The following is a 13,945-nucleotide window of genomic DNA, read 5'->3' on the forward strand; positions in this document are numbered from 1 at the left end:
GCCTGGGCATTTTTCGCGAGCAAGCTCGCTCCTACAAAAAAAGATGAAAAAAAAGAGGCCTTGAAAAAGGCCTCTTTTTTATTGCCAGCCGATTAGTCCGGCTTGCCGTCTACCACGCCTGCGGTGTTATCCAGCAGGCTCTTGGTGGCGGTCTGCAGGAACGACTCAAGTTTCTGCTTGAGTTGTGCCTCATCCGCCGACTCAGGGATCACCTTGCCGGTAGGGTTGGCGCCCAGTTCGTATTGCCACAGTTTCGGTGGCATTTCCTTGGGCAGTACCAACACGCGGTCAGCGGTGAGCAACGCCACGGTCTGGTCGCTGCCCGATGGCTTGATCACGCCAAAGCCCTTGTCGCCTTCCGGCAGGTTGAGCAGGTCACGGCCCCAGCACTGGTGGCGGGTTTCACCGCCCAGGCGGCCCATGATGGTCGGCACGATGTCGATCTGCGTCCCCACGGTGTGGTCACGCACGCCGAACTTGTCCTGCACGCCAGGGGCGATCAGCAGCAGCGGCACGTTGAAGCGGCCCAGGTCCATTTCGGTGATCTGTTGCTCGTTACCAAAACCATGGTCGCCGACGATCACAAACAAGGTGTCCTTGAAATACGGCTCCTTGCGGGCCTTCTCGAAGAACTGGCCCAGGGCCCAGTCGGAGTAGCGCATGGCCGTCAAATGTTCGTTGAGACGACCACGGTCAGTCACCGGCTCGACCGGCAACGGCGTCGGCAAGGCGTACGGCGTATGGTTGGACAGGGTTTGCAGCAGTGCGTAGAACGGCTTGCCGCCCTCGCGCGCCTTCAACTCTTGCAGGCCACGGTCGAACATATCCTGGTCGGACACGCCCCAGGTCGGATCGGAGAACACCGGGTCGACGAAGTCATTGCGGCCAATGAAGTTGGTCATGCCCTGGTTGCTGAAGAAGCCCGACTGGTTGTCCCAGGCGAAGTCGCCGTTGTAGACATACACGTCGTCGAAGTCACGGGCACTGAGCAACTGCGGCAAGCCCGACAGCTTGTGGCTGCCTTCCGGGGTCTGCATCAGGTATTCAAAACCTGGCAGGTTCGGGAAGCAAGCCATGGTGGCGAACATGCCCTGGTGGGTATGGGTGCCATTGGAGAAGAAACGGTCGAACAGCAGGCCTTCCTTGGTCAACTCGTCGAAGTACGGCGTGATCTTGCCGCCACTGCCCAGGGCGCCCACCGAGTGACCGGCGAAGCTTTCCATCAGGATCACCACGACGTTCTTGATCGGCAGGGTTTTCTCGGCCGGAGGCGTGAAGTCACGGCGCACGGCGGCGGTGTCGGTATCTACCAGTTTTTCGTCAGGCAGCACCAGCATGTCGCGCACGGTCTGGGTGGCCAGCGGTTGCTCCAGGGTAGCTTTCCAGACGTTCTCGCGATGCTCGGAAAAACGCGCCTTGGCCGCACCGATCAGCGACAACGTACCGTTGAGGCCCAGGTGGTTGGCGAAGTTGGAGTCGGTGGTGTACACGTCACCCCAACGCAGCGGCGGGCCCTGGCGCAGGGTGCCGCGCGCGGCGACCACGGCAATCAGCAGGCACACCACAAACACCGCGACGCGGCCGTACCACGGGGCAACCTGGCGGGTGCCGACGGTGCCACCGCTGAACGGGCCACGGGGCCGCGTTGCACGGTCAGCGCCCTTGAAGGCGATGCTCAGGATAAACGTCCCCACGGCCCAGCCCAGCAGGTAGCGCACCACCGGGAAACCGTACCAGAGCATACTCATCACGGTTTTCGGGTCTTCCTTGACGTACTGGAAGACCAGGCCGTTGAGGCGCTGGTGGAACTCGCGGTAGAAGTCCATCTCCATCAGGCCAAGGAACAACGCGATGCTGGAGACCACCGTCAGCCACAGCCGGAAGAACCCGCGAGCAGCCATGGCCCGCACACTGAACAAGGCCAGGATCAGCGGGATGCTCAGGTACACCACCAGGCGCAAGTCCAGGCGCAGGCCATTGACGAACGCTTCAAGAAAGGTCGAGGCCGGGGTGTCGAGCATCATGTCGCTGTTGTAGACCAACAGCCCGAGGCGCAGCAGGGAGAGCATCACCATCATGACCAGCGCGCAAAGCAGCGTGTAGGCCAGGTGGGACTTGACGGTGGGTTGCAGCAGGCGATTAGAAGCTCGCTGCTGATTCAGGGCGTCCGGGTTTGCCATGTTGTTTGAGGACCCATTGGAAGTTTAAGTTGCGAAATAATGCAGCGGCGTCCTGCCCCGGCCAATAGAGGCATAGGGTCCAGGGTATTACGCGGTGGGCAGATGGTGCCCGATCAACGTCGGCAACGCTATTGATTACTCAGCGCGCAGGGCTCCTGGCGACACAGACGGACCGTGGCAGGAAAATAAAGCGGGGGAATTGTCTTGGATGAAGTGTGAAAATTTTGTGCAGCGAATATCTCGACACACAAATCTGACGGACATGGTGCAAAAAAATGGGGGGGCGGGCTTGCTCGCGATGGTCATGAGTATCGACACAACTTTTTGATGATTCTTGGGGTTGGGTACATATCCGTTGCTGCGGTCACGGCCACTTAGGGTTCCGCCCTGACGGCGGGTCACTTTTGGAAAAGAGCCCCAAAAGTAACCAAAAAGGCTCTTGCCCCACCACTTGGTGCCTCGCCTAGGCTCGGCATGCCCGTAATCCGACATTGATTTGGGGGGCCGCCGCGATGGGCCATCCATGGCCCAGCGCGGCTAAACCGGCGTCCTGCCGGTTTACCCCCCAAATCAATATCGGATTACGGCCAGCGTGGTTTAACGGGGCGCCTAAGATCAAAATCACAAGCAAAGCGAGGCGGCCTGACAGCCGACCTGATCGTCGAAGCGTACGCGTACCCTTGTGGGAGCGGGCTTGCTCGCGAAGGCGGTGTATCAGTCAATATATCCATCACTGACCCACCGCATTCGCGAGCAAGTCGAATCGTCGCACCGCCGCTCCCACAGGGGAATGCAGCTCCGCGCTCTGGCGTTGCTGTTGCTCTGTTTTTGATCTGGTTTTTGATCTTGGGCGCCCCGTCAAACCACGATGGCCGCAGGCAGGTATTGCGCAGTGGGCACCCCGGCATGGATGCCGGGGTAGCCGCGACACGGCCATGGATGGCCGATCGCGGCGGGCCCACGGAGCAATGCCTGACTGCGGGCATGCCGAGCCTAGGCGAGGCACCGAGTGGTGGGGCAAGAGCGCTTTGGTTACTTTCGCGCTCTTCGAAAGTGACCCGCCGTAAGGGCGGAACCCTAAGCCGCCGTGACCGCAACAACGGATATGTACCCATACCAAGAAGATACTTGTGTAGATACTTACAGCTATCGCGGGCAAGGCCGCACACTATTTGATCGTGCCCACTGAAGATCAGATCCGCACATTGCCCCGTGGCCCGGCGATGGCCCAGATAATCAGGCCCAATACCGGCAACAGCAGGATCAACAGGATCCACAACACTTTGGCCCCGGTGCTGGCGCCGCTTTTGAACACGTTGATGATCGCCCAGATATCCAGTGCAAGGATGATCAACCCGATCAGACCATTAAATGTGGAACCCATGGTGTCGCTCCTAAGTGAGGGCTTGCCTGTTTAGGATAGCCAGCCCTGACGAGGGTTCCGTTTTATTTCAGACATGCAACGCGATGCGCAAGGCTTCCAGGGAGGGTTCGCCCTTGATCCCGACTGCGGCACACAACTCCAGCACCCGTGGTACGTCGTTGCCGTACACCAACACCGCCTGGATCTCATCATCGAGCAACTGGCTGAAGTTCATCAGCGTATAGCCGCCGTTTTCCGGGTTCATGGCACTGAGTTGGATCTGGATGCGATTGAGCGCCGTGAGCGCCTCGGTCTTGGCCAATTGCTTGGGCTTGAGGTTGAACGCAACGTTGGGACCAAAGGAGGCAACGATCTGGGCGAACAGGTCCTGGTAAGTATCAGCCTGGAACAACACCGTCTCCGGCAGGCTACCGACCACAATCCACTCGCCCAGAGGGATGGGGAAGCTGTCGTCATAGTTGATATCGGAGTTGGCCTCCAGGAATCCGTCGGCATCGGCGTAGGCCTGGGCGGCCTCGTCGGCGATCTGCGCGATCTCGGCCTCGCCCAGGCAACCGGAACTGATTTTAGTGATGAGTTCGACGAGCGCGGTGTTCATGGGCGAATCCTGTGGCGAGGCTGATTTTGAGGGCGCAAAGCCTACACCAGTTTTTGCAACTGCGCCGTCGTATCCACTGCACCCATGGTCTGGGCCGCCACCAGGGCGGTCGCCCCCTGGGCATCCGTGGCCTTGAGGTTGGCCCCGACGCTGATCAGGTACTCGACCATCTCGGTACGGTTGAACATCGCCGCCATCATCAGCGCCGTGCGGCCATCGGCAGAGGCACCGTCTACCGGAGTGCCAGCTTCGATCAGTGCCGTGACCACCGCCAGGTTGCCCTTGAATGCCGCACCGGCAATCGGCAATTGATTCTTATCGTTGGCGATCTGCGGGTCGGCCTTGAACTCCAGTAGCACTTTCACCGCCTCGGCATGCCCGTGATAGGCGGACAACATCAACAAAGTATCGCCATTGTGATTGCGCAGATTGACCGGCAAACCTTTGGCCAGCAGCGCGGCCAGCATGGCGGCATCGCCCCGGCGGGCCACGTCGAAGACCTGCTCGGCAAATTCGGCGGCTTCTTCTTCGGTCATTTGTTTGGCTTGATCTGACATCTGCGGCTCCCTATGGGGTGTGGCGTAAGGCCGTCAGTTTCCCGAGCGGCGCCACGCCTGTCACCCCTTTTTTGCCGAAGGCAGCAATAGTCAGGCTCTATCACGTGCCGTCAGTAGCGATATTTTCCGCCCTGAATATCCGCCAGCACCTGCTCGGTCACAGGCACATAGGCATCCGTGCCTGGCAGCCAGGCATAGAGTGGATCATCACCAACCCTGGCCGGGTCGAACGCCTCCTCCTTGAGTCGCACCTTTTGGTACTTGAAGGTGCCAGTGGTTTCCATCTTGACCTTGATCCGCAGGAACAGCGGCACCGCATAGGTCGGCATCTGGCTCAGGGCGAACTGCAGCAACGCCTGCATATCCAGGGTTGCCAGGGATTCGGATGGGGTAATCGCCGCCATCCCGGCGCGGCCGTTGGTGTTGGCGATTTCCACGCCGTAGGCCACCGCCTCGGTGATCTGCGGGTGCTGCATAAAGATGTTTTCCACCTCGGTGGTGGAGACGTTCTCGCCCTTCCAGCGATAGGTGTCGCCCAGGCGGTCGACGAACTGCGCATGGCCAAAGCCGATGCTGCGCAACAGATCGCCGGTGTTGAAGTAGCGATCGCCCTTTTCGAACACATCGCTCAACACCACCTTGCGGTTCTTTTCCGGGTCGGTGTAGCCATCGAACGGTGCCTTGTCGTCGATCCTGGCCAGCAGCAGGCCCTGCCCGCCCTTCTGCACTTCACGCATAAAGCCATTGCTGCCACGAATCGGTTCGCAGGTGTCGTGGGCGTAGTCCACCAGTGCCCAATGCATCAAGGAAAAGCCGATGGTGTTGTCGAAATTCAGCACGTTGGTGAAGCCGATATTGCCGTCGCTGGCCGCGTACAGTTCGCAGATATGATCGACCCCAAAGCGCTCCTTGAACGGCCCCCACACTCCAGGGCGCAAGCCGTTGCCGATCATCTTCACCACGCGGTTGTCGCGGTCGCGAGGGCTTGGCGGCTGGTCGATCAGGTAGCGGCACAACTCACCGACATAACCCAGGGTGGTTGCGTTGAATTTGCGCACATCGTCCCAGAACTGGCTGGCGCTGAACTTGCGGCGGATGGCAAACCCTGACGCACCGGCAATCGCCGAGCCCCAGCACACGCAAAGCCCAGTGGCGTGGTACAGCGGCAGGGTGCAATAGACGACGTCCTCCGGGCCCATGTCCAGGGCGATGGTGCCGAAGCTGGCCGAGGATTTCATCCAGCGGCCATGCTTGAAAATGCCAGCCTTGGGCAAACCGGTGGTGCCGGAGGTGTAGATATAGAAGCATGGGTCGTTGAAGTAGATCTGTTGGCTGCTGGCCGGGTTGTCCGGCGAGCAGTCCGCGCTGGCCGCCATCAGGTCGATATAGCCGGCAGGCACCGGCGCCGCCTGTTGCTCGGCAACGTACCAGGTACGCTGAGGATCAATCGCCACCTGCCCGCGCACGGCGTCGTAGGCTTGGACCAGTTCAGCGCCGACCACAATCGCCACCGGATCTACCAGGGTCAGGCTGTGGACCAGCACCGCCTGGGTTTGCGCGGTGTTGAGCATGGCGCAGATACCGCCGACCTTGGCCACCGCCAGCACGGTCAGCAGCAGTTCGGGACGGTTTTCGATAAACAGCGCGACCACATCCCCCTTGCCAATGCCCTGGGCCTGCAGGTGATGGGCGATGCGGTTGGCGTGCTGGTTGGCCTGGCGATAACTGAGCACCTGGTCGCCGTACAGCAGCGCCGCGCCCTCGGGGTTGCGCTGGGTGGCCTGTTCGAAGGTCCAACCCAATCCGCAGGGTTGGTCGGGGTCAGTGATGTTGGCGACGCGGATACCACGTACCAGGCGTGGCAGGGCCCGGACAATGGTCGGCACCTTGCGCAACATCATGCCGAGGGTAATCATCTCGCTGTTCGGATTGCTCATGTACAGAAGTCCTTTTTCTTATTATTCGTAGAGTCTGCGGCCCTTCAGGCGGTGTAGGACCATTCCTGAATGCCTTGCAGGAAAATACGCCAGCCATTCCTTGGCTGTACACGCAGGATTTGCAATGTTTTGTATCCCACATCGAGGCGGTGCCCAGCACCGTTCGTCACCGGTCAATAGCGCAAAATGCAGGATGCACGATAGCCATTCATGCATATTGCACGAATCCGAAAAATTCATTTTTTTATAAAACATTGATTTATAAGGTTTTTTTACAAAACCCAATACTGGCACAATCACTGCACCTATCACTCCATGCCGCACAACACGAGCCAATGGAGCCGATAGACATGAGCCTGATCCAAGACAAATTCGCTTCTGTATTCTCCAACTACGACGTCACCACTCAAGCGCGTCCTGATGGTGGGATCCTGCTGACCCTGCGCAACACTGAGGGCAAGCAGATCAAACGCTCGATCTCGTACCAGCAGCTGCACACTGCCGACCAACTGACCTGGGTCATCAGCGCTATCCGTCGTGACCTGGCAGAACAGGCCAGCGAGCTGCCGCAGATTTCGATGTTGCAAAGCCAGCACCGCTTTGCCCTGCCGACCTACCATTCGGCCTGAATACAGATTTGTTTCCCAGGGCCGTGAAGCTGTCAGGCTTCACGGCCTTTTTTTATCTGCACAAACCGCGCTTGATCGCCTCGCTCACCGCCTGGACACGGTTATTGACGTGCAACTTGCCGTAGATATTGCGCAGATGAAATTTCACCGTGGCTTGTGAGACACAACGGATCCGGCTGATTTCCCATACGGTCTTGCCCTGCGTGGCCCAACGCAGTATTTCCAGTTCCTTGGCAGTCAGCGGCTTAATCGGCAACGCCAGTTGTGCGCCACCCGCCCTGTCGCTGGACGCCTGTTCACCGGCCTCGTGTGCCGCGGGCGCCACGGATGGGGTCGACTCCTCTGGGCTGCTCATGCATACCTCTCCGTCTCTTATTGAATTGCACTGCCAATATTCGGACTCCTCCTATTGACAGATAAATGCACAGCGACGGGAGAGTTACATAAAGCCTGGAATTAACACATCGACCCACAGACAAATAGCTGGAACTTACAAACTATAGAGCCCATTCCCACAAACTTATCCAACTTCGGAGTATTGAATAAGTTTGTGGAAAGTGAACTAAGATCAATCATCCAGCCCGGGGAAAGCTTGGGCGATGTCCCTGCCGGTGACTTGCGCCACAGCCCCAGACACCGTCTTGAACAGACTGATGGCGACCACCCGCGGCTCTTCACCCAGGTCAAACCAACGCGGCATGCCGGCCGGGATGCGCAGCAGGTCATGTTTTTCGCAGAGCACGGTGTAGACGTAATCGCCGATATGCAGGCCGAGCAACCCTCGCCCGGCGGCGAATAGGCGGATTTCGTCGGCATCATGGCGATATTCATCGCGCAACCGCGCAGCAACGGCATCCTTTTGCGGATGCTCGCGGTTCACACTTAACACCTCGACTTGCGCGTAGCCCTCTGCGGTCATCCAGCTGTCGATTTGCCCCTGGTACGCCGCCGTCACCTCGGCCGCGCTGGCACCGGCCTCGACACGGGTGCTCGCCTGCCAGCGCTCGAAGCCCACGCCCTGCTCGGCCAGGGTCGAGGCAATATCGTCAGCGTGGGTCAGGACCTTGTTCGGGGTGTCCGGGGTGGCAACGTGATAAACGAAGAGAATGCTCATAAAAGGGGTCCTTGGGCGGTAAGAGTCTGCAGATGATGGGCCGGGCTCACGGCCGTTCCTCGGGCAAGCGCAGCGCCATGACCAACGCGGCGGCCAGGGCCGCGAGGCTGGCGATACTGAAGGTCAGGGTCGGCCCCAGCTGGTTCCAGCTATAACCGGAATACAAGGCGCCCAGCGCGCCACCGCTGCCGGCCAGCGCCGCATACAGGGCCTGGCCCTGGCCTTGCTGGCGCGCACCGAAGCTGCGCTGCACAAACTGGATGGCCGCCGCATGAAAGCTGCCAAAGGTCGCGGCATGCAGCAATTGGGCAAATAGCAGCACCCACAGGAATTCGGCGAACGAACCCAGTAACAACCAGCGCAACGCCGCCAACAGAAAACTGGCCACCAGCACCCGCCGTACCGAGAAGCGCGTGAGAATCCGGCTCATGGCCATGAACATCAACACTTCCGCCACCACGCCCAGGGCCCACAACAGGCCGATCACGCCACGGCTGTAACCGAGGTTTTCCAGGTGCAGGGTGAGAAAGGTGTAGTACGGGCCATGGCTCATTTGCATCAAGGCGACACAGGCATAGAACGCCAGCACCCCAGGGCTGCGCAATTGCCGCAGGAAGCCGTCGCCAGCCTCGCGATCGCCGGTGGCGACCGGCTGGGCATTGGGCACCCACCAACTGGCACCGATGATGCCGGCCATGATCAATACGATTGCCGCCGGGTAGATGTCCAGGCTCATGGCTTCAAACAGCCGTCCCAGGGCGACTACGGCGAGGATAAACCCCACCGAGCCCCACAGGCGGACTTGGCTGTAGCGTGAGGTCTGGCCCCGCAGGTGCGCCAGGGTGATGACCTCGAACTGCGGCAGCACAGCATGCCAGAAGAACGCATGCAGGGCCATCACCAGCGCCAGCCAGGCGTAGCTCTGGCTGACGAAGATCAGCGAGAAACTCAGCAGCGTGCATACCGCGCCAAAGCGCACGATGGCCAGGCGCCGACCGGTGTAGTCCCCCAGCCAGCCCCAGATATTGGGTGCCACACAGCGCATCAGCATCGGGATCGCTACCAGTTCGCCAATGCGCGCGCTAGAGAATCCCAGATGATGGAAGTACAGCGCCAGGAATGGCGCCGTCGCCCCCAGCAGGGCGAAATAGAACAGATAGAAGCTGGAAAGTCGCCAGTACGGGAGTGCTGTCACGGTCAGACCGTCACAGCTGGCCCAGCACCGGGGTACTCACGCGCACATCGGCATTCTGCCCACGATGGCGCAGCAGGTGGTCCATCAGCACAATGGCCATCATTGCCTCGGCAATCGGCGTGGCGCGGATGCCGACGCAAGGGTCATGGCGGCCCTTGGTGATCACGTCCACCGGGTTGCCATGCACATCGATGGAGCGGCCCGGCGTGGTAATGCTCGACGTCGGTTTGAGTGCCAGGTGCGCCACGATTGGCTGCCCGGAAGAGATACCACCCAGAATGCCGCCAGCGTTGTTGCTGACAAAGCCTTCGGGGGTCAGCTCATCGCGATGCTCGGTGCCACGCTGGGCTACGCAGGCGAAACCAGCGCCGATTTCCACACCCTTGACCGCGTTGATGCTCATCAGCGCGTGGGCCAGTTCGGCGTCCAGGCGGTCGAAAATCGGCTCGCCCAGGCCCGGCATCACCCCTTCGGCAACCACGGTGATCTTCGCGCCCACCGAATCCTGGTCACGACGCAACTGGTCCATATAGGCTTCCAGCTCCGGCACTTTGTCCGGGTCGGGGCTGAAGAAGGCGTTGTCTTGCACGCTGTCCCAGGTCTTGAACGGAATTTCGATCGGGCCCAACTGACTCATGTAGCCACGAATCACGATGCCCTGGGTCGCCAGGTACTTTTTGGCGATGGCCCCGGCGGCTACGCGCATCGCGGTTTCCCGCGCCGAACTGCGGCCACCGCCACGGTAGTCACGCTCACCGTATTTATGGTGGTAGGTGTAGTCGGCATGGGCCGGGCGGAACAGATCCTTGATCGCCGAATAGTCCTTGGACTTCTGGTCGGTGTTGCGGATCAACAGGCCGATGGCGCACCCGGTGGTGCGGCCTTCGAACACGCCGGAGAGGATTTCGACTTCGTCGGGCTCCTGGCGTTGGGTGGTGTGGCGGCTGGTGCCGGGCTTGCGGCGGTCGAGGTCGCGCTGCAGGTCGTCCAGGGACAACTCAAGGCCGGGCGGGCAGCCGTCGACAATGGCGACCAACGCCGGACCATGGCTTTCGCCTGCGGTGGTGACAGTGAACAGCTTGCCGTAGGTATTGCCGGACATGCAGAGCGCTCCGTGAAATCAGTTGAATCAACTCAACCGTGATAACTAAGCGCGCCAGTATACGCAGGCTCATCCAGTAGTTCATCCTCGAAACCTTCCCGGTAGACGTTGGTCCAACCGGCACCTTCCTCATGATGGCGCGATGATGCTGCGAGTTTTACTGTTTACCCTCACCCTGATCTGCACCGCCGCCCACGCCGCCGCCCCTGTGGTGCTGCAACGCCCCATCAGCCTGGACACCGGCAGCGGCGAGTTGTTTGGCTCGTTACTACTCCCCCAATCTGACAAACCCGTGCCCGTGGTGCTGATCATTGCCGGCTCCGGCCCCACCGATCGCAACGGCAACAGCGCCGAAGGAGCACGCAACGACAGCCTCAAACGCCTGGCCTGGGTCCTGGCCCGCCATAACATCGCCAGCGTGCGCTACGACAAACGCGGCGTGGCCGCCAGCCTCAAGGCTACGCCCGATGAGCGCAATCTGACGCTGGACGCCTACGTGGCCGACGCGGTGGCCTGGGGTAAATCACTCAAGGCCGATCCGCGTTTCGGGCCCTTGGTGGTACTGGGCCACAGTGAAGGCGCCTTGGTGGCAGCCCTCGCCGCCCCTGAACTTGGGCCCGCCGGGGTGATTTCCCTGTCCGGCAGTGCCCGCCCGGTGGACCAGGTGATCCGCCAGCAACTGGCCGACCACCTGCCACCGGCTCTGCTGCTGCGCAGTAACCAGATCCTCGACCGACTCAAGGCCGGCCAGGTGGATGCCGATGTGCCCGGCCCGCTGCAAAGTATTTTCCGCCCCAGCGTGCAGCCTTACCTGATCAGCCTGTTTCGTGCAGATCCTGCGGCGGCATTCGCCCGCCTGAACATGCCGGCCCTGATTGTCCAGGGCACCACCGACCTGCAAGTGGGGGTGGCCGATGCCGAAAAGCTCAAGCAGGCCAAGCCCGACGCCGAGTTGGCGGTGATTCCCGGCATGAACCACGTGATGCGCATCGTACCCAACGATGTGAAGCAACAACTGAGTTCCTACAACAATCCACAATTGCCCCTCGCCGATGCGCTGGGCAGGCGTCTGGTTGGCTTTATCGACGGACTTCGCCCCCGATAACCCACTATTTACCCTCCAGTCCTGGAACAAACGGCCGATAAGCACAAGGTCGACAGCAAAAAGCCTGTCGACTTGCTGGGCTTGGACAGGATCGCGCCGAATGACGAACACCGAAGCAGTACCGGAATCTCCCGCCGAGAGCACCGCCGAAACCGAAACGGCGGCTGCGGCTGCTCTGCCGTGGGCGGAGGTTGAGGCCGAACACTTCAAGATGCTGCGCCTGGCGCCCTTGGCCACTGACCGCGCCACCGGCGCTCGGCCATTGCGTTTTGTGCAGTTTGGCTATGCCGAACGCAACAACAAGGACCACAGCCTGCTGCGCATGGTCATCCAATTGCCTGGCCAACGGGTGCGGCACGAACAGAATCGCCTGGATGTGTGGGTCGACCACGCCACCCACCGCGTACATTTTGGCCCGGGCAACAGCCTGGAAATCGAGCCGGCAAACCGGGGCCTCGGCCGTTTCCTGGTAGCCCAGGGCGCCGCGTGGGCAAAGAAGAAGTGGTCGCACTATCGCGTCGACGGCGTGGACCTGGCGAACAAGGACGCGCTGAACGAAGCCACTCGCCTGCGCCGCGACCACTTTTTGCGGATCCAGGGGTTTGATGTGGCCTATGCCGACGTCCAGCATCTCAAAGGGCATGTGCAGCCGGGCAAGGTCAGCGAAGTGCTGGACAGTTGGAACACCGAGAAGGTGCAGTTCGTGGAAATCCTGGAAGCGGCGCAGATGCTGCAACAGGCCGAGCAGAACCTGGCGGAACAGGAAGTGAAACTGCGCCACGAAGAAGAAAAGGTCATCAAGTTCAAGCGCGAAGACAGCGGCTTGCGCTTCACCATCACCTGCCTGGTGGCATTTACGGTGTTCCAGGCGGGGCTGTTGATCTGGATTGCGACGCACCGCTGACAACGCGGTGCAACGGAAGAATCCAAATCAAATGTGGGAGCGGGCTTGCTCGCGAAAGCGGTGGATCAGTCGGTAAATGTATTGACTGATCCACCGCTTTCGCGAGCAAGCCCGCTCCCACATTCAGTACCGCCTGATCAGACGCGAGAGGCAAATACCGCCTGATGCGCCCGGCACTGCTCAGCCGTGAGCATGAACACGCCATGGCCACCGTTCTGGAACTCCAGCCAGGCAAAATCCACTTCCGGGTACAGCGCCTCAACGTGCACCTGGCTGTTGCCCACCTCGACAATCAACAAGCCCTTCTCGGTCAGATGATCGGCCGCCTCGGCCAACATCCGCCGCACCAGGTTCAAGCCATCGTCACCGCAGGCCAGGCCCAGCTCAGGTTCGTGCTGGTATTCATCGGGCATGTCGGCAAAGTCTTCGGCATCCACGTATGGCGGGTTGGACACAATCAGGTCAAAGCGCTGGCCGGGCAAACCGTCGAAACCATCACCCTGCACGGTGTACACGCGCTCGTCGGCACCATGGCGCTCGATGTTCTGGTTAGCCACTTCCAGCGCTTCGAAGGACAAGTCCCCCAGCACTACTTCGGCGTCCTGGAACTCGTAGGCGCAGGCGATGCCAATACAACCGGAGCCGGTGCACAGGTCGAGGATGCGCGCCGGAGGCTGGGCCAGCCAGGGTTCGAAGCGGTTTTCGATCAGTTCACCAATCGGTGAACGCGGGATCAACACGCGCTCGTCGACGATAAACGACATGCCGCAGAACCAGGCTTCCTTCAACAGGTAAGCGGTGGGCACGCGCTCGTGGATACGGCGATGCAGCAGACGCTGTACGTGGGAAATCTCTTCTTCTTCGAGGTTGCAGTCCAGATAGCTGTCGGCAATTTCCCAAGGCAAGTGCAGCGCACCCAGCACCAATTGCCGGGCTTCGTCCCAGGCATTGTCGGTACCATGGCCAAAAAACAGGTCTTCCCCATGGAAACGGCTGACGGCCCAACGGATGTGGTCGCGCAAGGTGCGCAGGCGGGAAGTGATCACGGGGCAAGCTCCAGGAAAAAACGACTGGCAATTCTAACAGCCTTAAGCTGTATGGACGATGTATGAAAAACCTCAGCGCCATGTCAGTTTCAACCTGATTCAAGGTTTTTCTGTTACACAGCAGTCCCTCTTGACAAGGCTGTAAGCCAACAACGGCGCACCTTACGTTAGTAGCGATTCACAGAACCGCTCAG

General features: G+C 60.3%; 13 protein-coding genes. 3 read left to right on the plus strand and 10 right to left on the minus strand.

Annotation, left to right across the window (positions count from 1 at the left end; all coding sequences use genetic code 11):
* Window positions 1–92 precede the first annotated feature (92 nt).
* The 5 genes from HBO09_RS05655 to HBO09_RS05675 form a co-directional block, all read right to left on the minus strand.
* On the minus strand, window positions 93–2,180 hold the full coding sequence (locus HBO09_RS05655) for an LTA synthase family protein (RefSeq protein ID WP_169996564.1): 2,088 nt from the start codon (window positions 2,178–2,180) through the stop codon (window positions 93–95).
* 1,192 nt (window positions 2,181–3,372) lie between these two features.
* Entirely contained in the window at window positions 3,373–3,564 is a 192-nt protein-coding gene (locus HBO09_RS05660) for a PLDc N-terminal domain-containing protein (protein ID WP_003172956.1), read from the minus strand.
* A gap of 67 nt (window positions 3,565–3,631) precedes the next feature.
* A complete protein-coding gene (locus HBO09_RS05665; RefSeq protein ID WP_169994069.1) occupies window positions 3,632–4,162 on the minus strand; it encodes a hypothetical protein in 531 nt (176 codons plus the stop codon).
* Window positions 4,163–4,203: 41 nt separating this feature from the next.
* Complete coding sequence (locus HBO09_RS05670) at window positions 4,204–4,719, minus strand: ankyrin repeat domain-containing protein (RefSeq protein ID WP_169994072.1); 516 nt, start codon at window positions 4,717–4,719, stop codon at window positions 4,204–4,206.
* Between the two features lie 110 nt (window positions 4,720–4,829).
* Window positions 4,830–6,656: a long-chain-acyl-CoA synthetase gene (locus tag HBO09_RS05675; RefSeq protein ID WP_169994075.1), complete on the minus strand. Its 1,827-nt coding sequence runs from the start codon at window positions 6,654–6,656 to the stop codon at window positions 4,830–4,832.
* 350 nt (window positions 6,657–7,006) lie between these two features.
* On the opposite strand from HBO09_RS05675, the gene HBO09_RS05680 reads away from it, so the two are divergent.
* Entirely contained in the window at window positions 7,007–7,285 is a 279-nt protein-coding gene (locus tag HBO09_RS05680; protein ID WP_029300345.1) for a DUF3509 domain-containing protein, read from the plus strand.
* Window positions 7,286–7,337: 52 nt separating this feature from the next.
* Here the strand turns inward: HBO09_RS05680 and HBO09_RS05685 are convergent, their stop codons facing one another.
* The 4 genes from HBO09_RS05685 to aroC all read right to left on the minus strand — a co-directional run bounded on the left by HBO09_RS05685 (window position 7,338) and on the right by aroC (window position 10,696).
* Window positions 7,338–7,640, minus strand: a complete 303-nt coding sequence (locus HBO09_RS05685) for a helix-turn-helix transcriptional regulator (RefSeq protein WP_169994079.1) — start codon at window positions 7,638–7,640, stop codon at window positions 7,338–7,340.
* A 213-nt stretch (window positions 7,641–7,853) separates the two neighbouring features.
* Window positions 7,854–8,399, minus strand: coding sequence for an acireductone dioxygenase (locus HBO09_RS05690; RefSeq protein ID WP_169994082.1), 546 nt, complete (start codon window positions 8,397–8,399; stop codon window positions 7,854–7,856).
* Window positions 8,400–8,445: 46 nt separating this feature from the next.
* Window positions 8,446–9,594, minus strand: a complete 1,149-nt coding sequence (locus HBO09_RS05695) for an MFS transporter (protein WP_169994085.1) — start codon at window positions 9,592–9,594, stop codon at window positions 8,446–8,448.
* Window positions 9,595–9,604: 10 nt separating this feature from the next.
* The gene (aroC, locus tag HBO09_RS05700) at window positions 9,605–10,696 is read right to left on the minus strand and encodes a chorismate synthase (RefSeq protein ID WP_169994100.1); all 1,092 of its coding nucleotides are present in this window, start codon (window positions 10,694–10,696) and stop codon (window positions 9,605–9,607) included.
* 142 nt (window positions 10,697–10,838) lie between these two features.
* On the opposite strand from aroC, the gene HBO09_RS05705 reads away from it, so the two are divergent.
* Both HBO09_RS05705 and HBO09_RS05710 read left to right on the plus strand, forming a co-directional pair.
* On the plus strand, window positions 10,839–11,801 hold the full coding sequence (locus HBO09_RS05705; RefSeq protein WP_169994105.1) for an alpha/beta fold hydrolase: 963 nt from the start codon (window positions 10,839–10,841) through the stop codon (window positions 11,799–11,801).
* Between the two features lie 100 nt (window positions 11,802–11,901).
* Complete coding sequence (locus HBO09_RS05710; RefSeq protein WP_169994107.1) at window positions 11,902–12,705, plus strand: hypothetical protein; 804 nt, start codon at window positions 11,902–11,904, stop codon at window positions 12,703–12,705.
* A 137-nt stretch (window positions 12,706–12,842) separates the two neighbouring features.
* On the opposite strand, the gene prmB is transcribed toward HBO09_RS05710, so the two are convergent.
* Window positions 12,843–13,751 (minus strand): 50S ribosomal protein L3 N(5)-glutamine methyltransferase, encoded by a 909-nt coding sequence (prmB, locus tag HBO09_RS05715; RefSeq protein ID WP_169994110.1) that lies wholly within the window; start codon window positions 13,749–13,751, stop codon window positions 12,843–12,845.
* Window positions 13,752–13,945: the final 194 nt, after the last annotated feature.

The organism is Pseudomonas sp. WS 5027 (assembly GCF_012985695.1).
GTDB classification, from domain to species: Bacteria; Pseudomonadota; Gammaproteobacteria; order Pseudomonadales; family Pseudomonadaceae; genus Aquipseudomonas; species Aquipseudomonas hygromyciniae.